Origin of the sequence: Klebsiella sp. LTGPAF-6F (assembly GCF_001753185.1) — a bacterium.
Lineage (GTDB): Bacteria > Pseudomonadota > Gammaproteobacteria > Enterobacterales > Enterobacteriaceae > Klebsiella > Klebsiella michiganensis.
The window spans coordinates 2,263,727-2,287,739 of the sequence record NZ_CP017450.1 but is presented as its reverse complement, the minus strand read 5'-3'; the positions used below and the strand labels follow the sequence as shown (position 1 = coordinate 2,287,739).

The window sequence follows — 24,013 nt, the reverse complement described above, 5'->3', positions numbered from 1 at the left end:
GGTAGCCCCATGACAGACTCCATTTTCCCCCGCTTAGTGTTAACCAAAGGACGCGAGAAATCCCTGCTGCGTCGCCATCCTTGGATCTTCTCCGGCGCCGTCGCCCGGATGGAAGGTAAAGCCCGTTCAGGTGAGACCATCGATATCGTTGATTCTCAGGGAAAATGGCTGGCCCGCGGCGCCTATTCGCCGTCTTCACAGATCCGCGCCCGCGTCTGGAGCTTCGATCGCAATGAAGCCATTGATAACACCTTTTTCGAACGTCGCCTGCAGCAGGCGCAAACCTGGCGCGAGTGGCTGGCGGCCCGCGACGGGCTCGATAGCTATCGCCTGATAGCCGGTGAGTCCGACGGCCTGCCGGGCGTGACCATCGATCGTTTTGGCGACTTTTTTGTACTGCAGCTGCTGAGCGCCGGTGCCGAATACCAGCGGGCATCGATTGTCAGCGCGCTGCAAACCCTGTTTCCGAACTGCGCTATCTACGATCGTAGCGACGTCGCGGTGCGTAAAAAAGAGGGGCTGGAGCTGGCGCAGGGGCCGGTTGTCGGCGAACTGCCGCCTGCCCTGCTGCCGATTACCGAGCACGGTATGCAGCTGCTGGTAGACATTCAGGGCGGTCACAAAACCGGCTATTACCTTGACCAGCGCGACAGCCGCCTAGCGACCCGTCGATACGTCGCCGATAAGCGCGTGCTGAACTGCTTCTCCTATACCGGCGGTTTTGCCATCTCCGCGCTGATGGGCGGCTGCCGTCAGGTTGTCAGCGTTGACACCTCGCAGGAGGCGCTGGACGTCGCAAAGCAGAACGTTGAGCTGAACAAGCTGGATCTGTCTAAAGCGGAGTTCATCCGCGACGACGTCTTCAAGCTGCTGCGGAAATATCGCGACGCCGGCGAAAAGTTTGACGTGATTGTGATGGATCCACCGAAGTTTGTTGAAAACAAAAGCCAGCTGATGGGCGCCTGCCGCGGCTATAAGGACATCAACATGCTGGCGATTCAGCTCCTGAATCCCGGCGGCGTCCTGCTGACCTTCTCCTGCTCCGGCCTGATGACCACCGATTTATTTCAGAAAATCATTGCCGATGCCGCCCTGGATGCCGGACGTGATGTACAATTTATAGAACAGTTCCGCCAGGCTGCCGACCACCCGGTGATAGCAACCTACCCCGAAGGGCTGTATCTGAAAGGGTTTGCTTGCCGCATCATGTAACTTGAAAAGTGGAGAATCGGCCCGCATATAGCAGGTAATCATGTCTCCCAGGAGGTGCTTATGATAGCCAGCAAATTCGGTATCGGCCAACAAGTTCGCCACACGCTTTTGGGCTACCTGGGCGTGATCGTCGATGTCGATCCCGAGTACTCGCTCACGGAGCCGGAAGAGGATGAAATCGCCGCTAACGACGAACTGCGCCTTGCGCCCTGGTATCATGTGGTGATGGAAGACGATGATGGCCAGCCGATTCACACTTATCTCGCAGAAGCGCAGCTGAGCAGCGAGCCCAGCGACGAACATCCTGAACAGCCGTCGCTGGACGAACTGGCCAGAACCATTCGCCAGCAGCTGCAGGCCCCTCGATTGCGCAACTAGTCATTTGTGGGTTTTACGCCTGGATACCGCCAGGTTTAAAACCCCGTTGGCTATTTTCATCTCCTCCTTGCCGCCGCGCATGCGGCAAATAGGATAAAAAATAAACGCCGCGCTTTTTTATTTAATAAACACATATACCTACCTGACTCACTCCGCTTATCATCGCGTTAAAAAATCAAAAACGAAGCGAGAAATTCCTCAAGCGCAATAACGTGACTTTTTGCGCAAAAAGACCAGCCGCAAAAAAAGATCTACCTGGCTTAAAAAAACAATAAAAAAAATCAATTTATATTGACTAATATGAATTACAGGTTTTAGATTACAAATCGTAATTTATAGCAGGAAAATAATCCTGGCAATGTTCGATAAGTTGCCAACAGAAAGCATATTATTGATTATTAGACGCGTACAACATCCATTCAATAATATTTTCAACTCATTGTTTTAAAAGGGTAACAATGAAGAGGAATAATCACTCGCTGCTCCGCGATGAAATTTTAAGCAAAGTCGTGAAACCCACCGATCATATTGAAAAATTGATTGAGATAATCGCTAAAGAGCATACGCCCTGCACCATTAGCAAAAAACGCAACATCAGCCTGACGCGGAATGGTGAAAGACAGTGCCTCATTTTATTCGACGGGAGCGTGGCGTTAAACCGCATAAGCGATGGGATGATCCTTAATGCTGAAAGCGCACCGTTTATTTTTGGCGCCAGCTGCCAGCTGGCATATACCCGCCATCTGTATGTTAAAACGAAAGAAACATCGCGCTTACTTTTGATTCCACAACGTTTTTTTCATGAGCAGGTCGTCAAATATCATCTCTGGCAATCGCTGGCGATGCTGCAGGATTATAGTTCGGCCAAAGTCTATGCTCATTGCATGACGATATCACAACTCTCCGCATACGAAATTATACGTAGCCATCTTCTCGAACTTATTGATGAACCAAATGTAATTAAAAACAACATCACTGCCGTGAATTATATTATGGACCACTCTTTTTTGTCCCGCAGCGGCATCATGCGGGTATTATCGAAGCTGAAGAGTGACGGCTATATCCATTTATCGCGCGGCATCCTGACGGATATTATTGATCTGCCGGAAAAGATGAACAGGCTTTATTCAAAATCCGGGCCCGCGCAGCCAGCAGAATGAGTATGCATACCGCTTATTTTTTATTCTGCGCCGTCGCGGCTAACGCCTGGCAAATCAGGTGACTGTACCGCCCGTCGCGCTGCTGCTGTTCACTCCAGCGGATATTGGGCAGCTTCATTTCACCAGAAATGCGCCGGCTGCTGAGCGCAAGCTGCTGAAAAAAAGGCGCCAGCATCGCGCCGCCGGGCACCGTCCGGGTTTGAAACACCGGGCTGCCGTCGACATAGCGATACGCCAGCGCGTTATCCGGCACTAGCGTGGCGGCAAACGCCTGCTGCGCATAGCTGGCCCAAAAGGTGGCCGCGCTATAGCCGCGAGAAACGTTGCTCTCGCAGGTAACCTCCCCGGGTGAAGGCACGACTCTTTCCTGCGCGGGTCTGAAGGCATTTTCCATCCAGCGCGCCATACCTTCCAGGTACCATTTCTGTTTAAAAACCCCGTAGCCGTATTGATACAAATGGAATAATTCATGCGCTGGCGTAATGTTGCGCGCCGGCCGCAGCGCGGCGTTAAGGACAATTTTTAAGCCGCAGGGCAGCGCCGTTCCGTCACCCATGGTTTCTGCCGCCACCCGATCGAAGGCCAGGCCGTGACCTTTGGGGAGCGTCAGCAGGTAGATGTTGATCTGTCGGGCCTGGCGATAAATTTTCTGCTGCAGCGGCGAGCGCAGGCCCAGCAGCGAGGTGTAGAGATATTTCGCAGCCTGGAGCTGGCTCGCAATGTCTTTCACGACATCCGGCACGCCGTCGCCGGTACTATCCTGCGGATATTGCAGGGCGTCCCTACCCTGCAGGCTGTAGTAAATATGAAAGTCATCCACGACGTGCGCTTTTTCCAGGCGATGCGCATGAAGCAAAGAGCCGGGAACGCAGCGGGAAACCTGCACCACATCGCGCGCCAGCAGCGGCGAACAGCAGCAGGATGCCAGCAGGAGCGCGATGACTCGTCTCATCGCCACGCCTGAGGGCCGCGGGAATAAAAAAGGCGCTGACGGTTAGCCAACGTTAACCGCCCGAGGACGCTTTTTTTCCAGCCCGTTTCCGCGCTCCGCGCCGGCATCCAACTGACGCTCGCTTGTCTGCAGCCATGCCGCCCAGCGTCCGGCGATAGCGCTGCCGTAGTAGCGCTGGGCGTTGCGTTGCGCGGCCTGCTGCATACTTTGCTGCAGCGACTTGTCGGAGATAACGGCGATCAGCGCCGCCGCCAGGGCCTCCTCATCGCCGCAGGGCACCAGAATCCCCGCCTCCCTGTCCTGCAAGATGTCGCGCGGACCGTACTTAATGGCAAAGCTAATCAGCGGCGTACCGTAGGCCATCGCCTCCACGGCGGAGAGAGACTGCCCCTCCTGAGTCGAACAAAGTACCGTGCAGCAGGCCGTTTTATGCGCCTGCGCGATGTCGGAGGTGAAACCGTTGATATGGATCGCCTTCTCCAGCCCCCACTCCGCCACCCGCGCGCTTAAGCTGCGCCGCAGCGGCCCGACCCCGTAGGTGTGCAGCTGCGCATCGGGGATCGCCGTCAGCACTTTACGAAAGGCGTTCAGCAGCAAGGCATGCTGCTTCTCTTCCGAGTAGCGTGCCAGATAAATGACCGTCTGCGACGGCGCTTTCTGCGGGTTCGCCGGAATATTGCCGTTATCGAGATGATTGGGGATCACCGCCATCCGCGCGGCCGGGAAACCCTCCAGCTGCAGGTCCTGCCACTGCTCATCGGTGAGGACAATCAGCCGATCGACAAGCTCCGGCTGTTCGAGGATATGCCGGTAGGAGCTTTTCAGCGCGCCGTTAGACAGCTGATGATGGGAGTGAATAATCGCGCTCAGCGTACACGCCATGCGCTGTGCGGGCCGCGAGCAGACGAAGCTTTTCCACGTTTTATTTTTATCGACGATAAAATGCCAGCGCCCTTTTTCCGCCAGCCGGGTTTCCAGCATCCACGCATAAAACGCCTCTTCCTGAGCAAAGCGTTTGACTTCACCGCCCGCCAGGGCAATTTCAAGATGGCTTAGCTGCACGTTGCCCTTTTTCTCGTCAAAGCTTTTGCGCAGCAGAATATTGCCGGCGCTATCAATATAGTCTTCGATGATTCTCCCCTGCGGACGCAGCAGGAAGTTATGTTTACCCACCGCGACATCCGCGCCGGGATTGACGGCATGCCTGAGCTCGATATTGCCCACCAGCGGCGCCAGCGCAGCGATCGCGTTCATCTCAAAGCAATCGCTGAGCCACTCATAGAGGTTATAAACCGGCACCTCTTCGGGCAGCGCGCCGCGCGCTTTCAGCGCCCGCACCGCTCTGGACAATTCGGGATTCCACGTCGCGGTAACTATCCAGGGCACGGTGCGCAAATGTTCGGTAAAGAGCTTCGCCCGCCGCATGGCCGCCACCTCAATACCGTTGCCGACGTCGCGCAGCGTCTCCAGCAGAAAAACGGGGATCGCGTTATTCGACGGCGGCGCGTCGTCCTGCGGGAGCAGCGGCTTTTTTGCCGCTAAATGGTATTTCTGATAGGCGATAAAGCCGGAAAGGTAGTGCTCGACGTCATCGATACGCACGCGGTAGCTGTGGTGGCGAATAAAGAAGCTGTTGACGATCCGTGCGGGATTTTTAAAAAACATCGCCAGCTCAGGCCAGAAGAAGCCGTTCAGCAAATAGCGCGCCCGAACTTCCAGCGCCTGCCAGAACTTCTGCTGGTCAAAATCCGCCAGCAGATGGCGATGCTCGGGCGAGGCGTCCAGACGGGTCACCATCTCCGACGCCGCCATCATTAATTCCAGCAGCGTGGGATAGGTGGTGACGCGATGCAGCACAAAATCAAGATGATCGCGCACGTTGTTCAGGCCAAAGCGAAAGTACTTCTCTTCCGGGCGAAAGCGGGTTAACTCATTAACGCAGTAGCTCAGCCAGTGGTCATGGTGCTGCCAGTGCTTATTTTTAATGAAATAGGCGAAGGCTTTTTCCACCATCTCCAGCCACTGCGGCGCTTTGGTCAGGCTGTACAGGCGCATAAGAGCAAAAGCCGCTTCGCCATCGTAATAAATGATGCGGAATTTGGCTTTCAGCGACAGATCGTGGCTATTCAATACGTGAACAAACTGGCCGCTGAGCGGATCCTGCATAAAGGCGATGCCGGTCGCCAGCTGCGCCATCAGCGGCAGATATTGCCGGTCTCCGGTCGTTTCGGTGTATTTCACCAGCGCCAGGATACTTACCGCGTTACCGCCGAGCTTGATCTCATCGCCCACGTCGCAGAGAAACGCCGCCTCGCGTCCATCGTCCAGCGTCCGTACTTCAATCAGCGTGTTAACCAGGTACGCAATCGCGCGGTCTATCGCCTGACGAACCGACGGCTGACGGGTCGCTTCCCAGCCCTCAATCAGCGAATAGGTGGAGCTGGCGTGGCGCAGCGCGTTATAGGATCGGACCGGGCGGTCGAAACAGGGAAACCAGCCGTAATGGTAGAGGCCGTCTTGCTTTACCTGACGGGCCAGATAATCGGTGCCTTTTTTAATCACCTCGGCGAGGCACTCGTCCTGCCAGTTTTCCCCGATAACGCGATAGCCGGAACCTCGCCCGCTCTGTTCCATCACTTTTGTCCCAAAACGATCGCAGAAGATCCCCTGAGTTTTAAAGCGCCAGAGCGGCTGCTGCGGATCCTGCGGCCAGCTAAGCGTCTGTTTAAACCGCCGCCGGGCGTAGTTTTCCAGATTGACGCTATTCGGCGCCACGACGCCGTTATCGCCATCGTAGAGCAGCGCGTTGCCGGCAATTTCCTGCTCGAGCATTGCGCAATTAAACTGCGGGTCAAACGCGAGGCCAAAGCGAAAATAGTTACGCTTGGTGACCATGAATTTTTCATTGAGGGATTGCCAGCTGAGCTTTTCCACGCTGTCCACGACGTCAACCCGCAGCCACTGCGGTTCGCTGTCCTGTTTTTTACGCCACTCCTGCAGCGCCCTGGCCCCCGCCAGCCACGCGAGATCGAAGCTGGTACCGCGAGAAATATGCATATGCGCGCGTGATTGGCCATCGCTGACGCTAAAGAAGATTACCCATGCCGGATAGTCAGAGGGCAATACGGTGGATTTTAATTTTTTCGCCTGAAAGCAGGCTTGTTGCAGTAAATCACTTAGCGCCATCTTCCCCTCTCCGTTTATTCAAGAATGCGTTGAATGTTTAAAAATTATTATCAGAGACTGCAAACAAACCCATTTTAGATATTGCGCCGATGGCTCGGCCCGGCACACTCCCCGGAGGCGGCGCTCAACGCGCCTTATCCGGGCTAGCGGACCGCAAACGGCGATGACCCGTAGCCGATAAGAAGCTCGCCCGTTGATTAACGTTCCCTTAAGGCTTCTTTTGCCCGATTAAACGGTTTGACCAGATAATCCATGACCGTTTTTTCGCCGGTCTTAATATCAACGGTGGCAATCATTCCCGGGCCAATTAAAAAACGCTTGCCGCTTTTATTTTCCAGGTAATCATAGTCAGTGCGAATAAACACCCGATAGTAGTAAACATCCGGTTTAGCTTCATCCTGAGTGGTATCCGGCGATATGGTTTCCACCACGCCGTTCAGCGCGCCATAGATGGCATAATCATAGGCGGTAATTTTCACCAGCGCCTGCTGGTCAGGATGAATAAAAGCGATATCACGAGGTGAAATCCGCGCTTCGATTAATAACCGGCCATCGACCGGAACAATTTCCATCAGCTCGCCGTTGGGCGCAATAACCCCACCAATCGTATTGACCTTAATATTTTTAACGATCCCCTGCACCGGCGAACGAACGGTTAAGCGCGTGACCGAATCGGCGCGCCCCTTTATCACTTCCGCCAGACTGGCCACGTCAGCATTGGCTTTTGACAGCTGTTCACGCGCGTCAACAAAATAGCGGGTATTGAGATCGATTTTTTTAAAACTAATATCCGCGACCTGCTGGCGAAGACGCAGCACTTCGACATTGCTCGCCGCCCCGGTTTTCGCCAGCCTTTCGGTGATGGCCAGTTCGCTATTCACCAGTTTTAACGACTCGTCCAGCTGGCGCGTCGATTTGCTCAGCTGCTCTTTGCGGCTATGGTAAAGACGCGTCTCCTCCGCCAGCAGCGCGGGCCAGGCTTTCAGGGAGTCGGGAAACGCCAGCGGCTGATTGTTCACCTCGGCGGTTAAGCGAATGCTCGCCGCCAGCGAGGCGCGATATTTCGCCTGGCTTTCGCCGACGTTAGATTCGCTGCGGGTGGGATCGAGGCGCGCCACAACCTGTCCGGCTTGTACCTTGCTGCCTTCCCGTACGTTCAGCTCGGTTAAAATACCGCCGTCGAGGGTTTGTATCACCTGCTCCCGCGAACTGGGGATCACTTTTCCGGTACCGGTTGAGACTTCGTCCAGTACCGCGAACCATGCCCAGATGCCGCCCACCAGCAGCATAACGGCCAGCAGGAGAATCAGCCGCCGCGATTTAACAATTTTCGCCTCGTCTTCTTCGCTATCCGGCAGCAGCGCCACCGGGTCGTGATCGGCCATCAGGGGGATTTTACTCATATGTTCACCACCTGCCCGCGGGCTTTCTCTTGCTCAAAAACCGTTGCTTTGGGTTTATCCAGCGCCAGCTGCCCGTCCTGGATAACCAGGATCCGATCGACGATATTAAGCACCGCAGCTTTATGCGTGGCGATGATCATCGTTCGCTCGCCGGCCCACTGCGCCAGCTGTTCCACAAAGGCCTTTTCCGTTCGCTCGTCGAAAAACGAGGTCGGTTCATCGAGCAGGATAATGTTCGGATCGCGCAGCAGCGTCCTGGCCAGCAGCAGCGACTGCCGCTGGCCGCCTGAAAGCCCCAGCCCGCCTTCCATAATGACGTGTTCAAGACCGAGGGGCAGTTTGCGCACAAACTCCAGCGCGCCGCACAGGGTAAGCACCGAGAAGATTTCATCATCCGTCGCCGCCGGTCGCCCGAGGATCAGGTTCTCGCGCAGGGTGCCGTGGAACAGCCGCGCCTCCTGGGTCAGCAAGGTGGCGTTGCGGCGAATATCCGCGAGGTCGATCTGCGGCAGGCTTAAATCATCCAGCCGCAGCTCGCCCGAAACCAGCTCGACGTTGCCCATCATCGCCTGCAGCAGGGTCGATTTACCGGCGCCGATTCGCCCAAGGATGGCGATTCTCTCGCCGGCTTTTATGGATAACTGGTTGATACGCAGCGGGATCGCGGCATCGTTAAGGCCGTAGCGGAATTCCGCCTGCCGGAACTCGTAGTTGCCGTGCAGCACGGCGCGGTGAACCCGGGTTTCGTCCTGCCCCCCTTCGACCGGCAGCGCCATCAGGTTATCGAGGCTGGCCTTCGCCGTTTTCACCTGCTGCCAGCGAGCGAGTACGCCGCACAGCGCGGTCATCGGCGCCACCATGCGGGTCGAGAGCATTGATGCCGCCACCATCGCCCCGGTGGTGATGTCGCCATTAATCACCAGCGGCGCGCCGACCACCACCACCGTGGCATAGAGCAGGTTTTGCACCGACATTCCCCAGCTGACCAGGCCGTGGGTGAGCCTGCGCGTTTTGACCCCCGACTCGGCGGTAATGGCAATATAGCTATTCCACTGATGCAAAAAGCGGCTTTCCGCCTGCATCATTTTGATGTCCTGCAACCCCTGAATGCTTTCCACCAGAATGGCGTTACGCAAGGTATTTTCATGCTGGTTTTTATTGGCCAGCGCCGCGAGCTTGCGCTGCAGCAGCAGGCCGGGCAGGATCATCAGAATCGTCGCCACCGGCGCAATCCAGCTTAGCCACGGCGAGACGATAAACAGCACCACCTGAAACAGCAAAAAGAACGGTAAATCCGCTACGATGGTCATCATCGTTGAGGTCATCATTTCGCGCACCTGCTCCAGCTCGCGGATTTGCGAAATAAAGCTCCCCGTCGAGCGCGGTACCGCGCTGTTTTTCAGGCGCAGCGCGTGGCCGAAGACCCGGTCAGAAACGCGAATATCCCCGCGTTTGCCGAGCAGATCCGTGACGTGCCCGCGCATAATTTTCAGCACAAAAGCAAATACCGCCGCCAGCAATACGCCGCTGAACAGGACATACAGAGTGGGATAAGACTGCGCCGGGATCACCCGATCGTAAACCTGCATCGAAAACAGAATACCGCTCAGCGCAAGAACGTTTATGGCAAAAGACGCCAGCATCACGTGCAGGTAGGGGCGAATATCTTTCAGCACAATTTTACGCAGCCAGTCCGGCTGAAAGCGGGCCAGGTAGCTCTCGGTGCGAATATCCCTTTCCGGCGCTGACGGGCGAAACGCAATGGTCTTTTCAATTTCCGGCAGCAGGGTTTCCAGCGGGCAGTAGCTGAGCAGCGCGAGCTCCTTCACAAACCGCACCCCGACGGCGTTATTAACGTCAAAGCTTTCGAGCACGGCGACTTGCCCGTCGCGCAGCTGGACGACCAGCGGTAGCCGCCAGGCCGACATTTTCTCATCGCCCGGAGATAAAAACTGGCAGTTTAGCCCGGCGTGGCGCGCCAGGTGCCGGAGCGCCTCCGGCAGGGTTTTCTGCGTCGCCCACTCGGCGGCGGCATGCAGCGTGCCGGGAGAAAAGCTTTGTCGATAGTGGTTGGCAATAAAAGCAATCGCATTAGACCAATCGAGCAAATGCGGTATCCCGGCGCGTTCGTTTTGTGAGGTCATGGGCGGATCTCCACGCCCTGGATATTTTGTTTTTCCAGCGCGAACACCGAGCGCATCTTGCCGGTGCTGAACAGGCAGTCCAGCTCCAGCGAACGCAGTTGTGATTCCGTCAGGACCTGGCTAAATCTGGCCTGGTAAATTTCCTGATCGACGTTGAGCAGATCCAGCAGCGGCCGCGAGCCGAGCTGAAGATACTGATCCTGATACAGCGCCCGGGTTTGCTCACCCAGCTGCTGCTGACGTTTCTGAATCCCCAGCGACTGGGCAAGATTAACCGCTTCATCGCGAGAGGCGTTCAGCTTCTGGCTGGCGTCCAGCTGGGCGGTTTTTATCGCCGCATTCGCCGCCGCCAGACTTTGCTGGGCGGCGTCGCGTGAGGCGGTCATCGCACCGCCCTGATAGATGGGCATTTGCACTTTCACCCAGGCGGAGTATTGCGTTTTATTCAGTACCGCGCTGTTGGCATAGTTATCGTTGAGGTAATGGGTGACTTCCGGCTCAAGGGAAATCGTCGGCAGCATTTGCGCGTTGGCGTTATCCAGCTGAGCCTGAGCCTGGCCGGCCTGGGCCAGCGCCGCTAATACCGCCGGAACAGAGCGGTAATCGATTTTGGATACCGCGCAGGCGGCGTCCATCCCCTGCGGAAGGTCATCCGTCACCGTGGCAATGCCGCCGATGCCGATATAGGTCGCGAGCGTGGCTTTCCAGCGCTGAAGGGCCGCCTGATATTGCAGGAGCGTAGATTGCGCGCCCTCCACGCGGGTATCGGTCTGCACAACGTCCGATAACGATGACGCCCCCGCATCGTTGCGCTGGCGAATAAGATCGCCAATCTGTTTAAGCGAATCGACCTGCGCTTTAGCGATGTCGACCAGCTTTTGATAGCCCTGCACCTGCACTACCGCCGCGGCGGTGTCGTGAGCGACCTGGTCGATATTCAGCATGACGGTGGCCTGCTGCTGGGCCACGCCGGAGTCGGCGGCTCTGACCGAACTGGACACTTTGCCGAAGTCGTAAAGCATTTGCGATACCGAGACGACCAGCGATGGCGTATATCCGGCATCAGAATAAGTATTACTATAACCATTATTCATACCCGCACTAATTTGCGGGTAATATTTGGCTTTCGCCATGTCAACTTTCTGCGCCATTTCCTGGAGTTTGCTGACCTCCTGGGTAATCGCCGGATGCCAGTTGACCGCATTTTTTACCGCTTTTTTAATATCCAGCGGGCCGGATATTCGGGTCTGGCTATTAATAATCTCTTCATTGTACCCCGCGACCTGTTGGCTATCGGTTAAACGCTGGCTGCTAATATCATTCGGCATCAAGTATGAATTTTCCGCATGACCTGAAAACGGCGGATTCAAAGCAATAAAGAGAGCGGTATAGCCGCAGGTTATGACATTCCTTTTTTGTTTAAATAGACGCATCAAATTTACCCTTCAGAATTCACGCACTGAAAAAACGGATATAATAATTTCCGCATCATTATTTTTATTAAATAACGGTCTGCTATCTCCCGGATCGCTGCCCGATTCATTCCTCCGCAATAAATAATCTGGACGGCACTTCCGTGTGCCGTTCGCTATAACGCCGATTAGTTGGAGTTATTTGTATCAAGCAGCTCGTTGAGCGAATTGATATGCACCCCTTCCAGCGTAATTAAGGTTGTTGATTGATGGTCACCGGCCCCGCCGTCGCGGTCGATGGATACCACCGTGTTATTGCCAACGTAGCTCAGGGTCACATAGTTGCCCAGACTGCTGCTGTTCCCATCCCAGTCAACCAGCAGCGCCGACACATCGATATGATCCCCTTGCGCAACCGAGAAATCCTTCCAGGTATCGCTGCCGTTGCCGCCGGTATTGTCATCGGCCAGCAGGTTGTAAACCACCGTGTCGGCCCCGATACCCAGGGTGAAGGTATCGTCATAAGCGGTGCTGTGGATATCGTCGCCGTTCACGCTGCCGGTAATCTGCGGATGCAGATCGATGGTCAGCGTCGCCGCGGAAGAAACGCCATTGCTGTCGTTTACCGTGTAGGCGAAGACCTCCTTATGCGTGATTGTCGACACATCCATCCCTGCCTTCAGACTGTAGGTATAAGAACCATTATTCGCCATCGTCAGGGTGCCATAGTCACCGTAAATTGTGACGCTGCTTCCGGTTACTGCGCTACCGTTGCTGGTGGTGATACTGCCATTGCTGTTGAAGGTCCAGGATTCGGCAATGCCAGTGGAAGTATGTCCGGCGACGGTGTATGAGGCATACAGCACGCCATGGAAATCTTCCGTACCGCCCGAGTTGTTTCCGTTCTGGATATTCCCGCTGACGTTGGTTCCTGCCACCGTATAGTGCGTTGCGGTATCGAACGTCGTACCGGTGATAGAAGCTCCAACCGTATAATTCGGCGCTGGCGTTAAGAAAGAATCCAGAGTGGCGGTGGCTTTCGAAGCCAGGACCATCTCGTAATTTCCTTCGCTCAATGCCACACCCGTTAGCGTTAGCGTATCCGTAGCGCTGGCTGTTGCGCCGATAATCGTGGTCAGATTTTCTGTCGGTGCCCCCTGCCACACCAAAACCTTACTGCCGTCGCTGAGTACGTGATAAATGCTGACCGTGCTGTCAATCCTGACGGTATTGACCACCGAGCCACTTGCGGTGTAGTTCACATTCACCGAGAGGGTATCCATTTCGCGATCGGCCCCCACGCTAAAGCTAATCGACTTACTCGCTGATACTCCGCCCGTTGTCGACTTACCGCTTGTGTTCAGCCCCGCCGTGTCAATCGCCGGAACATTCACCGTTGCCAGCGCCGTTGCCACGTTCAGCGCAACGACATCATTCACCGCCAGCGAAGCCGGGCTGTCGATATCGATCGTCAGCGTCGTGCTCGCCGTGTGGCCCAGACTGTCGGTTATGGTGTAGGTAAAGACCTCCGATTGGCCGACGCTACTCACTCCGCCGTACGGCTGATAGGTATAGCTACCGTCGCTATGGATGGTCAGCGATCCCCAGGCACCGGCTATCGTCGTTCCGCTGCTAGTGACCGATACCGGATCGGCGTCGGTCACCGAGGTGGCGGTGACGCTCGTCACCTTAATATTTACCCCGGTGTCCGCCACATCGCCGTCGCCATCGCTTTGCAGGACGTTCCCCGTCAGGCTGTCGGTGTGATAGCCCTCAGAGTCGGTGACCGACACGTTGACAAAGGTGCCCAGGTTCAGGTCCAGCAGCGCGCCCAACAGACCGCCGGTATTCGGTGAAGAGACCACCGCCGTGTACGACCCTGAAGGTAACATTGAGGACCAGCCGCCGCCGCTATAGCCCAGGCTGAGACCCAGTCCATTAACATTAATGTTGACGGCGTTGGTCAGAACCTGCACCACTTCGCCGGTCGCCTTATCGACGATAGAGAGATCCGCCGTAAAGGACGATGCGCCACCCAGCAGGCTCAGCAATGTGCTCAGGGCCGCGCCCAGGCTCAGGCCGGTGGTCCCAGAGACAGCGAGCAGCACTTTTTCGTTTGCCCCCGCGGCGACGTCAAAGTCAAAACTATTGCCGTTGAGTAAGCCAACGTTGACGGAACCGAGTAACGAGACGCCGACAAGTTGGCCAACGGTACCGCTTTCACCGTTGAGGGTATCGAACGTCGCGGTCAGATCCGTTTCCTGAGCATCCGGATTGGCCTGCGCCGGTTCGATGTTGCCGCCGATATTAATCGTCAGGTTAGTCGTCGAGGTATTGCCCGCTTCATCGGTAATGGTATAGCTAAAGACATCCGATTGACCGATAGCGGCCCCGCCTTTGGTCAACTGGTAGCTATAGCTGCCATCAGAGTGAATCGTCAGTACCCCATAAGCCCCGGTGATATTGACGCCAGCGCTGGTCACGTTAACCGGGGTCGATCCGTCGACGGAGTCCGATACCGCGCTGGTGACCGAGATGCCCTGACCGCTATCCTGCATATCGCCGCTGGCGGTGGTATCCAGCACGTTACCTTCAATGGCGCCGACGCTGTAGCCAACCGAATCCGTCACGTCCACGTTGACGAAGCTTGCCACCTGGGCCGCCGCCAGCGCGTTGATCAACGATACCAGGGGGCCGTTACTTTCCGGCGCAGAGATAACCATGGTGTAGTCGCCCGCCGGCAGATTGGCGAAGGAGACCGTGCCGTTATAGGAGAGCCCGCCAAGCAGGCTCGCCGAGATAGAGACGCTGTTTTCCGCAATCGCCACGACTTCGCCGGTGACCGTATTCACCACCGACAGATCGGCCGTCAGGGTATTTCCTGCTCCCAGCAGGTTGACGATAGTGGTCAGCAATCCGCTCGCCGTCAGCAGCGAGTTGCCGTTCACCGATACCGTCATATCCTCAACGGTTCCGGAACCCACGCTAAAGCGCAGATTATTGCCCGACAGCAGCGAGACATCGACGGTGCTGAGTAACGTCAGGCCAACCAGTTGACCGCTGGTACCGCTGACGTTGTTCAGGTTACCTTCCAGCGCGACAACGTCCGGGCTGTTGCTATCGGGGATGGCCTCGATATCGCTGTCGGAATCCGAGTCGCTGTCGGAGTCCGAGTCGCTGTCAGAGTCCGAGTCGCTGTCGGAGTCCGAGTCGCTGTCGGAGTCCGAGTCGCTGTCAGAGTCCGAGTCGCTGTCGGAGTCCGAGTCGCTGTCGGAGTCTGAGTCGCTGTCCGAATCCGAGTCGCTGTCAGAGTCGGAGTCACTGTCGGAGTCCGAATCGCTGTCCGAATCCGAGTCACTATCCGAGTCCGAGTCCGAGTCGCTGTCGGAGTCCGAATCGCTATCCGAGTCCGAATCGCTATCCGAGTCCGAATCGCTGTCCGAATCCGAATCACTGTCGGAGTCAGAGTCGCTGTCAGAGTCCGAGTCGCTGTCAGAGTCCGAATCGCTGTCAGAGTCGGAATCACTATCAGAATCCGAGTCACTGTCAGAATCCGAGTCACTGTCAGAATCCGAGTCGCTGTCAGAATCCGAGTCGCTGTCAGAATCGGAGTCACTGTCAGAATCAGAATCGCTGTCGGAATCGGAGTCACTGTCAGAATCCGAATCGCTGTCAGAGTCGCTGTCAGAGTCCGAATCGCTGTCAGAATCCGAGTCGCTGTCTGAATCCGAGTCGCTGTCGGAATCCGAGTCGCTGTCAGAGTCGGAGTCACTGTCAGAGTCAGAGTCGCTGTCAGAGTCCGAATCGCTGTCTGAATCCGAGTCACTGTCAGAATCCGAGTCGCTGTCGGAGTCTGAGTCGCTGTCGGAGTCTGAGTCACTGTCAGAGTCCGAGTCACTGTCAGAGTCGGAGTCCGAATCGCTGTCGGAATCCGAATCGCTGTCAGAGTCGGAGTCGCTGTCAGAGTCCGAGTCGCTGTCCGAATCCGAGTCGCTGTCGGAGTCCGAGTCGCTGTCAGAATCTGGATTGGCCCCTATATTTCCAGACACTTTTTATCGCTTTACCCATTACTGGTTCGCCGCCGCAGATATTCCCGTGGCGAACGATATCCCAGTGCACTGTGCGGATGCCATTCGTTGTAATGTTCGAAGGCCTCCGCAAGGTTCTTTGCCGCTGTTAACCCGTCAGGTTTTGGCATGATGCTGATGTAGTCGCGCTTCATCGTTTTCACGAAGCTCTCCGCCATTCCGTTGCTTTCTGGACTACGTACCGCCGTATGTTTTGGCTCCAGTCCTACCATTCTGGCGAACTGACGCGTCTGATGAGAACGGTAGGCTGAACCGTTGTCTGTCAGCCACTCAACGGGGGATGTCGGCAGCCTGTTACCGAAGCGACGCTCTACTGCACCCAGCATGACGTCCTGCACGGTTTCACTGTCATATCCACCGGTACTTGCCGCCCAGTGAAGTGCCTCGCGATCGCAACAGTCCAGTGCGAACGTGACCCGCAGTTTTTCACCGTTATCACAGCTGAACTCGAAGCCGTCGGAGCACCACCGCTGGTTACTTTCTCCAACGGCCACTTTCCCTCTATGCGCCCGCTTCGAGGGCGGTATTGCCGGTTTACGCTCAAGCAGCAGCGCATTCTGACGCATGATGCGGTATACGCGTTTGGCATTGATCACCGCCATGTCGTCAGTTTCTGATTGTCTGCGCAGCAGTGCCCATACACGACGATAACCATAGGTGGGCAGATCGTCGATAACGGTATGGATACGAGCCAGCGCTTCAGTATCATCAGGCTTGCGCTTGCACCGACGATCCTGCCAGCCCTTCGACCGACGGGCCATGGCATGCAGTTGCGCACGTGAGACCCGGAGGCAACGACTGACAAGGCTTATTCGCCATCCTCCGGCAACAAGGGCACGTGCGCTATCCACTTTTTTTGTCGGCCATATTCAACGGCTTCTTTCAGCAGCTCGTTTTCCATGGTTTTTTTGCCCAGCAGGCGCTGTAACTCTTTAATTTGCTTCATTGCAGATGCCAGCTCCGACGCGGGTACAACCTGTTCACCCGCGGCAACCGCAGTGAGACTGCCTTCCTGATATTGCTTACGCCACAGGAACAGCTGACTGGCAGCAACGCCATGCTGACGGGCGACCAGCGACACGGTCATTCCGGGCTCAAAGCTCTGCTGAACAATGGCGATTTTTTCCTGAACGCTGCGCCGTCTGCGCTTCTCTGGACCTAGAACATCAATCATTCGGACTCCAACGACTAGTCTAAAACTAGTATTAAGACTATCACTAATTTAAGTGATACCAACTGTCTGGAGATTCATGGGGCCAGTCTACTGTCGGAGTCCGAGTCAGAATCACTGTCAGAGTCCGAGTCGCTGTCAGAATCCGAATCACTGTCTGAATCGGAGTCGCTGTCAGAATCGGAGTCGCTGTCGGAATCGGAGTCACTATCGGAATCCGAGTCGGAGTCACTATCGGAGTCCGAATCACTGTCAGAGTCGGAGTCACTGTCGGAGTCCGAATCGCTGTCCGAATCCGAGTCACTGTCAGCGTCAGAATCGCTGTCTGAATCCGAGTCGCTGTCAGAGTCGGAATCACTATCAGAATCCGAGTCACTGTCAGAATCCGAGTCGCTGTCAGAATCCGAGTCGCTGTCAGAGTCAGCATCGCTGTCCGAGTCGGAGTCACTGTCAGAGTCAGAATCGCTGTCTGAATCCGAATCGCTGTCAGAGTCCGAATCGCTGTCGGAGTCGGAATCACTGTCCGAGTCGGAGTCACTGTCGGAATCCGAGTCGCTGTCAGAATCCGAGTCGCTGTCAGAGTCAGCATCGCTGTCCGAGTCGGAGTCACTGTCAGAGTCAGAATCGCTGTCCGAATCCGAATCGCTGTCGGAGTCGGAATCACTGTCAGAATCCGAGTCACTGTCGGAGTCAGAGTCCGAGTCAGAGTCAGAGTCGCTGTCCGAATCCGAATCACTGTCAGAGTCCGAGTCGCTGTCGGAGTCCGAATCGCTGTCACTATCAGAATCGCTGTCCGAGTCGGAGTCGCTGTCAGAATCCGAGTCGCTGTCAGAGTCCGAATCGCTGTCACTATCAGAATCGCTGTCCGAGTCCGAATCGCTGTCAGAATCCGAGTCGGAGTCACTGTCCGAATCCGAATCACTGTCCGAATCCGAGTCGCTGTCAGAATCGGAATCACTGTCAGAGTCAGCATCGCTGTCCGAGTCGGAGTCACTGTCTGAATCCGAGTCGCTGTCGGAGTCGGTATCATCGCTAAGATCGACAGTTAATATAAATATCGGGGATCGTTCGCTGACGTTGCCGGCCAGATCGGTCACCGTGGTGCTCAGGCTATGGGATCCTTCAGCCAGTGCGTCAGTAGTAAAGCTCCAGCGTCCGTCCTCGTCCGCAATCGCGGTTCCCAGTACGGTATCACCGTCATAAATTGTGATCGTGGCACCTGCTTCCGCCGTACCGCTCAAGGTTGGTGTATCATCATCCGTCACGCTACCGCTGTTCAGTGTACCCGTGTCTTCTCCTGCATTATCAGTGACCTGCAGATCGCTAACCGGGTTCACTATAGTGTCTACCGTCAGTTCAAAGGCCGGCGAACGTTCGCTCACGTTCCCGGCTTTGTCCGTTACCGTAGTGCTCAGGCTGTGGGCGCCTTCCTCCAGACTAGCTGGCGTGAAGCTCCAGCGTCCATCCTCGCCGGCAACCACTGTGCCCAGCACGGTGTCGCCGTCATAGATCGTCACCGTGGATCCCGCTTCCGCCGTGCCGTTCAGGGTGGGCGTCGCATCGTTGGTCAGATCCCCGCTCTGCAGTTGGCCGGTGTGCTCTGCAACATTGTCGGTTACCTGCGGAATGCTGGCTGCCGGCGCAGTGGTATCGATGGTCAGTTCAAACGCCGGCGAACGCTCGCTGACGTTGCCGGCTTTGTCCGTCACCGTCGCGCTCAGGCTGTGGGAACCCTCGCTCAGCTCCGGTAACGTGAAGCTCCAGTTGCCATTTTCATCCGCGACGACAGAACCCAGTTTGGTATCGCCGTCATAAATCGTTATCGTGGCCCCAGCCTCTGCTGTCCCTTTAATCTCCGGGGTCGTATCGTCAGTGACATCTCCAGAATGGAGCACACCGGTGATGGGGCCCGCATTGTCAATGACCGCTATGTTCTGTGCCGCGGTAGGTAGCTCGGTATCAGTATCGGAGTCACTGTCAGCATCAGAATCACTATCCGCGTCGCTGTCAGCATCCGAATCACTATCTGAATCTGAATCCGAGTCGGAATCACTGTCAGAATCGGAATCACTATCTGAATCAGAATCACTGTCTGAATCAGAGTCGCTATCGCTGTCAGCATCCGTATCACTGTCGGAGTCTGAATCACTGTCAGCATCAGAATCGCTTTCAGAAACCGAAGAGTGGTGGTCTTTGTTTGAGGTGCCGGCGAACATTGCCGCAATACCCAGCAAAGCCGCGCCAGCCATGACCCAACCGGCAATACTTTGTCCCGCGCCACCGGTCGCGATGACTTCTGAAAGATCGCTAATCAGCGAATAGTGTGCCCCATCAGTACCCGCACCTTCTAGCCACCATAGCGCGCCGGTCTCATCATCCATAAGAACTAAATCACTGTGCTGTCCATGCTCATCCACAACGAAAAAGTTTTTAATTGTAACGGTGTCACCGTTTTGGAGTTTTAGAACAAGATCATTACCTTGTCGGGTATATGAACGAATATCCTCACGCTTGACGTGCAGGAGAACCACTGACTGCGTATTGAGATTAACTTGATTGCCATCGACGGTGTATTCAGCACCAGTTTCTTTCACTGTCACATTTATATTTTTCATCAGGTTGCACCCTTGAGATGAAGACGCAGTCAGAGGTATGAGATAATTCTTAATTATGCATCTTATTAGATATACCACTTAACGGAGTCCCGCAAGGTCAAAGCAAAATAATCCAATCACATTCTGTAATAAATTTAATTACTCAAATTACAATAACTTAAAATAATAAACTTACATTTTGAGATGTTAATAGAGACCATAAGAAAAATGATTGCTCACGGTTATTACAATGAAGATAAAATCATGGATAATACATTTCTTATATCACCAAACCTCCATTTTAACGCTACCCGAAAAATATCTGTGATATTAGTCATATAAATGACATGAGAAAAAACAATTATTTTTTTAAACTTTAAAATATTTTATAAGGATTCCCCATGTATTTTCTATGGTTTATTTATAAAAAATAAATTATCCTCGCGAGGAAATTTTAAGTAATAAGGGAGATAAAACCTGGACAATGTCTGTTAAATCCACAAAGACAATGGGTTTTATTTTAAAATAAAGAAACGTTTCGATGTAGTTTTAATTAAAATATTGACCATAAATAACTTAATCAATATTGATAATAAAAAACCCCGCCAGGCGGGGTTTTAGGTTTAACGGGCTAATCCTAACCGCGGGATCTCTATCGCCGGACAGCGATCCATCACCACGTTTAGACCGGCGTCTCGGGCGAGAACAGCCGCCTGTTCATTGATTACCCCCAACTGTAGCCATAGCGTTTTCGCACCGATAGCCACTGCCTCCTGGGCGACGCCCCAGGCCGCTTCTGAGTTACGGAAAACATCGACCATATCCACTTTTTCCGGCACGTCAGCAAGCGTGGCATACCCTTTTTGCCCCAGCAGCGTGGTACCCGCAACCTTAGGGGAAACGGGAATGACGTGATACCCCTGCTCCAGAAGATACTTCATCACCCGATAGCTTGGGCGGTCAGGTTTGTCACTTGCCCCCACGAGGGCGATAGTCCGTGTCGAGGTCAAAATACCTGCGATATCGTTTTCTTTCATCATCATCCTCCTGCTATTTAGCCCAAGTGTATGCTAATCCGGATGAACCCGCATGAGTCCTGACCTGCAGATGCGTCAAATTTTTTCATCCCGACGCTTGCAGCAACAGTCACTTCCAGTAATCTGTCTACAGGCCAAAATGTGGAATGAAATGATGGAACTAACAACACGTACCTTGCCAGCACGCAAGCATATTGCGCTGGTTGCTCACGATCACTGTAAAGATATGCTGATGAAGTGGGTCGAGCGCCACCAGCCATTGCTGGCGCAACACACGCTCTCGGCGACAGGAACGACCGGAAATCTGGTGTCACGCGCAACCGGGCTGGAGGTGCATGCGATGCTGAGTGGTCCCATGGGCGGCGACCAGCAGGTGGGTGCGCTGATTTCAGAAGGTAAAATCGATGTATTGATTTTTTTCTGGGATCCGCTAAATGCCGTGCCGCACGACCCGGATGTTAAAGCGTTATTACGTTTGGCGACGGTATGGAATATTCCCGTCGCCACCAATGTCTCAACCGCCGACTTTATTATCCAGTCCCCGCACTTCAGCGACCCCGTTGATATCCTGATCCCTGATTATCAGCGCTACCTTGCAGAGCGTCTGAAATAAGCCCCGCTGGCGGCCACGCCGCCAGCCATCATGGCTTTCTTGCTACCGGGACATCCAGCGCCTCTAGCATTTCAACAAACGGCGAAGGTTGCTCTTTATTAAACAACAGCCATACGCGCAGGCGGGCGCGGGTGATGGCGACATACAGCAAACGCCTCTCTTCGGCATCGGGAAAATCCTCCGGCTGCGGTAAGAGCGCCTGCTCCATAATCGACTCACGCGCCGGTGCAGGAAACGCATCATCCCCCTCCTGAAGGCCAAGAATTATGACGTAATCAGCTTGTTGTCCTTTGCTGGCATGAATAGTCATAAAATCGAGCTGCAGATGTGGCCAGCGCGTGGCGGCTTTCTCCAGCGCCGCCGGCTTCAAATGATGATAGCGCGCCAGCAATAAAATCCGCTGCTCTCGTTTGACATAGCCGCTCATTTTATCAAGCAGATCGTCGAGTTTGTCCTCCGCCAATAACGTCACCGCTTTTTTGTCCCCTGCGACCAGGCTATTTAGTGGTTTCGTTAACTGGTGCGGATTTTGCTGGATAAACCCGTTTGCGATCTCGCCTATCCGGCTATTAAATCGGTACGTCGTATCCAGCGCACAGCAATCCCCTTCGCCAAAATAGTGATTAAAGGCCGTTGTTAAAGAGAGCTGAGCACCGCTGAAACGGTAGATAGCCTGCCAGTCATCGCCAACGGCAAACAGCGTCGTCTGCGTGTTTTGCCGACGTAACGCGGCGAGTAGGGATGCCCGCTGCGGGGAGATATCCTGAAACTCATCCACCAGAATATGCTTCCACGGGCTGACGAACCGCCCTTTATCCAGAATATTGATCGCCTGATGAATCAGGCCGGAGAAATCGACGGCGTTTTCATCTTTTAACGCCGTTTTCCACGCTTTTAGCAGAGGGGCCATCAGCTTAACGCGCTTGCCAAAAAGGTCGCGTACCTCTTCAGGGGCCCCGGCAATCATCTCAGCCTGCGATCCGCCATGCATACGCATCAAGCTAACCCAGCGGTCAAGGCGGCTGGCAACACGACGCTGCAGCTTTTTGTCCTGCCAGAAATCCCCTTCAGGGATCTGCCAGCCCATTTCCTCCTCCAGCCACAATCGCCAGCCTTTCGCCTGCGCTTTTTTCTCCTGGCACTGCTGCTGCCAGCTCTGTACTAAAAGTTTTTGCCGTGCAGCGCTGTCGCTCTCCAGCTTGCTGATCGTCGGGGCTTTTTTACTGCCCTGCTGGATAATGTGCAGGGCAAGGGAGTGAAAAGTACGCGCCGAGATCTCTTCAGTGCCCAGGCGCTCGCGGATGCGCTCATCCATCTCCTGCGCGGCTTGCCGACCAAACGCCAGTAGCAGAATTTGCTCAGCCGCCGCTTCGCCACGGGTCAATAACCAGCCTGCGCGCGCCACTAACACGGAAGTTTTACCACTTCCGGCACCTGCCAGAACTAATAACGAACGCTCGCCGTTTACGACTGCGCGTGCCTGAGCCGGATTCAACGGCGATGATTCCACTGCGGCAAAAAATCCGCGGTATTGCTCCAGCATGGATTCCGTAAAAGTTTGGTTATGCTCGAGCCTGGCTTTTTCCGTATTACTCAACCAACTCTGGCATTGCCGCCATAGCTCGCGGCAGTTATCAAAAGCATCAAGACGGACTGTCGGCACTGGTAATCCGCTCAGCGCATGGCGTATTTTGCGCTGAATATCGCTTACCTGCTGACGCGTCAACCATTTACCTTCCGCGCTGGAACGCGCCACTTCCGCCAGCTGCTGGCGAAGTACATCAGCGGCAATATCGCTCATTTCCGCGCTCCACTGCTGCCAGAGCGTGTTCAGATGATGGTAAAAACGCTGGGTTTCACTCCATTCGGTACCGTGCAAACGCACAACTTTCTCGCCCGGTAGGGTAAACTCCAGCTCCCCCCAAACCAGCCCACGCTTGCAATGAATTGATAATAACTGATTGAAAGGTATAAGATATTCATGGCTATCACCGGAAACCTTTACTCCGGCATTAAGAAGTTGCACCCTGTCATAAGGATGCTGAGCCATACGCTTGCCCAATGTTGTCGCTCTAAGTTCCATATAATGTCGAATTTCAATCAGGTTGGATGTTTTTAAGTTTAACCGCCAGCGACCGGGTGCTCCAGCGTAAAAAACGCTACAATGGCCGTGCCTTATTATCCACCGTATTAAGCAGAGGGTTTATGCGTACCGTTCTGAATATTTTAAACTTTATCCTTGGCGGATTCGCCACCACGCTCGGCTGGCTTCTGGCGACGCTGGTCAGCATTGTGCTGATCTTTACCCTGCCTCTCACCCGCTCCTGCTGGGAGATAACAAAACTCTCTCTTTTTCCCTATGGGAATGAGGCCGTTCATGTCGACGAACTCGATCCTCAGGGAAAGAATAGCCTGCTAAACGCGGGTGGGACACTATTGAATATTTTATGGTTTATTTTCTTTGGCTGGTGGCTGTGTCTGATGCATATCTTTTGTGGTATCGCCCAATGCCTGACTATCATTGGCATCCCGGTTGGCATCGCCAATTTTAAAATCGCCGCTATTGCTTTATGGCCAGTAGGCCGACGAGTCGTCTCCGTCGAGACCGCTCGCGCCGCGCGTGAAGCCAATGCGCGTCGCCGCTTTCAGTAATTGAATGGAAT

Annotated in this window: 15 protein-coding genes; 5 read left to right on the top strand and 10 right to left on the bottom strand. The window is 54.7% G+C overall.

Annotated elements, in window-relative coordinates:
- Positions 1-9 precede the first annotated feature (9 nt).
- The 3 genes from rlmI (at position 10) to BJF97_RS10615 (ending at position 2,750) form a co-directional block, all read left to right on the top strand.
- On the top strand, positions 10-1,212 hold the full coding sequence (gene rlmI, locus BJF97_RS10625) for a 23S rRNA (cytosine(1962)-C(5))-methyltransferase RlmI (protein ID WP_032693359.1): 1,203 nt from the start codon (positions 10-12) through the stop codon (positions 1,210-1,212).
- A 60-nt stretch (positions 1,213-1,272) separates the two neighbouring features.
- Positions 1,273-1,590 carry a heat shock protein HspQ gene (gene hspQ / locus BJF97_RS10620; RefSeq protein WP_009651933.1) on the top strand — a complete coding sequence of 106 codons (318 nt, stop codon included), beginning with the start codon at positions 1,273-1,275 and terminating at the stop codon, positions 1,588-1,590.
- Positions 1,591-2,048: 458 nt separating this feature from the next.
- On the top strand, positions 2,049-2,750 hold the full coding sequence (locus BJF97_RS10615; RefSeq protein ID WP_014228675.1) for a helix-turn-helix domain-containing protein: 702 nt from the start codon (positions 2,049-2,051) through the stop codon (positions 2,748-2,750).
- A gap of 13 nt (positions 2,751-2,763) precedes the next feature.
- Here the strand turns inward: BJF97_RS10615 and BJF97_RS10610 are convergent, their stop codons facing one another.
- From BJF97_RS10610 to BJF97_RS10565, 9 genes are all read right to left on the bottom strand, one after another.
- Positions 2,764-3,702, bottom strand: a complete 939-nt coding sequence (locus BJF97_RS10610; RefSeq protein ID WP_032693358.1) for a peptidase — start codon at positions 3,700-3,702, stop codon at positions 2,764-2,766.
- A 42-nt stretch (positions 3,703-3,744) separates the two neighbouring features.
- Entirely contained in the window at positions 3,745-6,888 is a 3,144-nt protein-coding gene (locus BJF97_RS10605; RefSeq protein WP_032693357.1) for a glycosyltransferase, read from the bottom strand.
- A 197-nt stretch (positions 6,889-7,085) separates the two neighbouring features.
- Positions 7,086-8,291, bottom strand: a complete 1,206-nt coding sequence (locus tag BJF97_RS10600; RefSeq protein ID WP_014228672.1) for an HlyD family efflux transporter periplasmic adaptor subunit — start codon at positions 8,289-8,291, stop codon at positions 7,086-7,088.
- Positions 8,288-10,435: a type I secretion system permease/ATPase gene (locus BJF97_RS10595; protein ID WP_004849540.1), complete on the bottom strand. Its 2,148-nt coding sequence runs from the start codon at positions 10,433-10,435 to the stop codon at positions 8,288-8,290. Before BJF97_RS10595 ends, BJF97_RS10600 begins: the two co-directional genes overlap by 4 nt.
- Complete coding sequence (locus tag BJF97_RS10590) at positions 10,432-11,868, bottom strand: TolC family outer membrane protein (RefSeq protein ID WP_032693356.1); 1,437 nt, start codon at positions 11,866-11,868, stop codon at positions 10,432-10,434. The genes BJF97_RS10595 and BJF97_RS10590 overlap by 4 nt, the downstream gene beginning before the upstream one ends.
- 167 nt (positions 11,869-12,035) lie before the next feature.
- Positions 12,036-15,896: a VCBS domain-containing protein gene (locus BJF97_RS10585; RefSeq protein WP_442910101.1), complete on the bottom strand. Its 3,861-nt coding sequence runs from the start codon at positions 15,894-15,896 to the stop codon at positions 12,036-12,038.
- An 11-nt stretch (positions 15,897-15,907) separates the two neighbouring features.
- A protein-coding gene (locus BJF97_RS10580) for an IS3 family transposase (RefSeq protein WP_096913407.1) occupies positions 15,908-17,109 on the bottom strand; the annotation gives its coding sequence in 2 pieces (ribosomal slippage) (positions 15,908-16,794 and positions 16,794-17,109; 1,203 coding nt in all).
- 74 nt (positions 17,110-17,183) lie between these two features.
- On the bottom strand, positions 17,184-19,721 hold the full coding sequence (locus BJF97_RS34070; protein ID WP_070082902.1) for an Ig-like domain-containing protein: 2,538 nt from the start codon (positions 19,719-19,721) through the stop codon (positions 17,184-17,186).
- Positions 19,722-20,323: 602 nt separating this feature from the next.
- Positions 20,324-20,737 (bottom strand): CoA-binding protein, encoded by a 414-nt coding sequence (locus BJF97_RS10565; RefSeq protein WP_014228669.1) that lies wholly within the window; start codon positions 20,735-20,737, stop codon positions 20,324-20,326.
- Between the two features lie 154 nt (positions 20,738-20,891).
- Between BJF97_RS10565 and mgsA the strand changes: the two genes are divergently transcribed.
- A complete protein-coding gene (mgsA, locus tag BJF97_RS10560; RefSeq protein WP_014228668.1) occupies positions 20,892-21,350 on the top strand; it encodes a methylglyoxal synthase in 459 nt (152 codons plus the stop codon).
- 28 nt (positions 21,351-21,378) lie between these two features.
- On the opposite strand, the gene helD is transcribed toward mgsA, so the two are convergent.
- Entirely contained in the window at positions 21,379-23,433 is a 2,055-nt protein-coding gene (helD, locus tag BJF97_RS10555) for a DNA helicase IV (RefSeq protein ID WP_032695058.1), read from the bottom strand.
- A gap of 122 nt (positions 23,434-23,555) precedes the next feature.
- Here helD and BJF97_RS10550 point away from each other — a divergent pair, with 122 nt between their 5' ends.
- Positions 23,556-24,002, top strand: a complete 447-nt coding sequence (locus BJF97_RS10550; protein ID WP_004849527.1) for a YccF domain-containing protein — start codon at positions 23,556-23,558, stop codon at positions 24,000-24,002.
- Positions 24,003-24,013: the final 11 nt, after the last annotated feature.

What these genes read in the sequence shown, in the direction of transcription:
- rlmI (WP_032693359.1), top strand. Translation starts at nt 10, where the DNA reads ATGACAGACTCCATTTTCCCCCGCTTAGTGTTAACCAAAGGACGCGAG.
- hspQ (WP_009651933.1), top strand. Translation starts at nt 1,273, where the DNA reads ATGATAGCCAGCAAATTCGGTATCGGCCAACAAGTTCGCCACACGCTT.
- BJF97_RS10615 (WP_014228675.1), top strand. Translation starts at nt 2,049, where the DNA reads ATGAAGAGGAATAATCACTCGCTGCTCCGCGATGAAATTTTAAGCAAA.
- BJF97_RS10610 (WP_032693358.1), bottom strand. Translation starts at nt 3,702, where the DNA reads ATGAGACGAGTCATCGCGCTCCTGCTGGCATCCTGCTGCTGTTCGCCG.
- BJF97_RS10605 (WP_032693357.1), bottom strand. Translation starts at nt 6,888, where the DNA reads ATGGCGCTAAGTGATTTACTGCAACAAGCCTGCTTTCAGGCGAAAAAA.
- BJF97_RS10600 (WP_014228672.1), bottom strand. Translation starts at nt 8,291, where the DNA reads ATGAGTAAAATCCCCCTGATGGCCGATCACGACCCGGTGGCGCTGCTG.
- BJF97_RS10595 (WP_004849540.1), bottom strand. Translation starts at nt 10,435, where the DNA reads ATGACCTCACAAAACGAACGCGCCGGGATACCGCATTTGCTCGATTGG.
- BJF97_RS10590 (WP_032693356.1), bottom strand. Translation starts at nt 11,868, where the DNA reads ATGCGTCTATTTAAACAAAAAAGGAATGTCATAACCTGCGGCTATACC.
- BJF97_RS34070 (WP_070082902.1), bottom strand. Translation starts at nt 19,721, where the DNA reads ATGAAAAATATAAATGTGACAGTGAAAGAAACTGGTGCTGAATACACC.
- BJF97_RS10565 (WP_014228669.1), bottom strand. Translation starts at nt 20,737, where the DNA reads ATGAAAGAAAACGATATCGCAGGTATTTTGACCTCGACACGGACTATC.
- mgsA (WP_014228668.1), top strand. Translation starts at nt 20,892, where the DNA reads ATGGAACTAACAACACGTACCTTGCCAGCACGCAAGCATATTGCGCTG.
- helD (WP_032695058.1), bottom strand. Translation starts at nt 23,433, where the DNA reads ATGGAACTTAGAGCGACAACATTGGGCAAGCGTATGGCTCAGCATCCT.
- BJF97_RS10550 (WP_004849527.1), top strand. Translation starts at nt 23,556, where the DNA reads ATGCGTACCGTTCTGAATATTTTAAACTTTATCCTTGGCGGATTCGCC.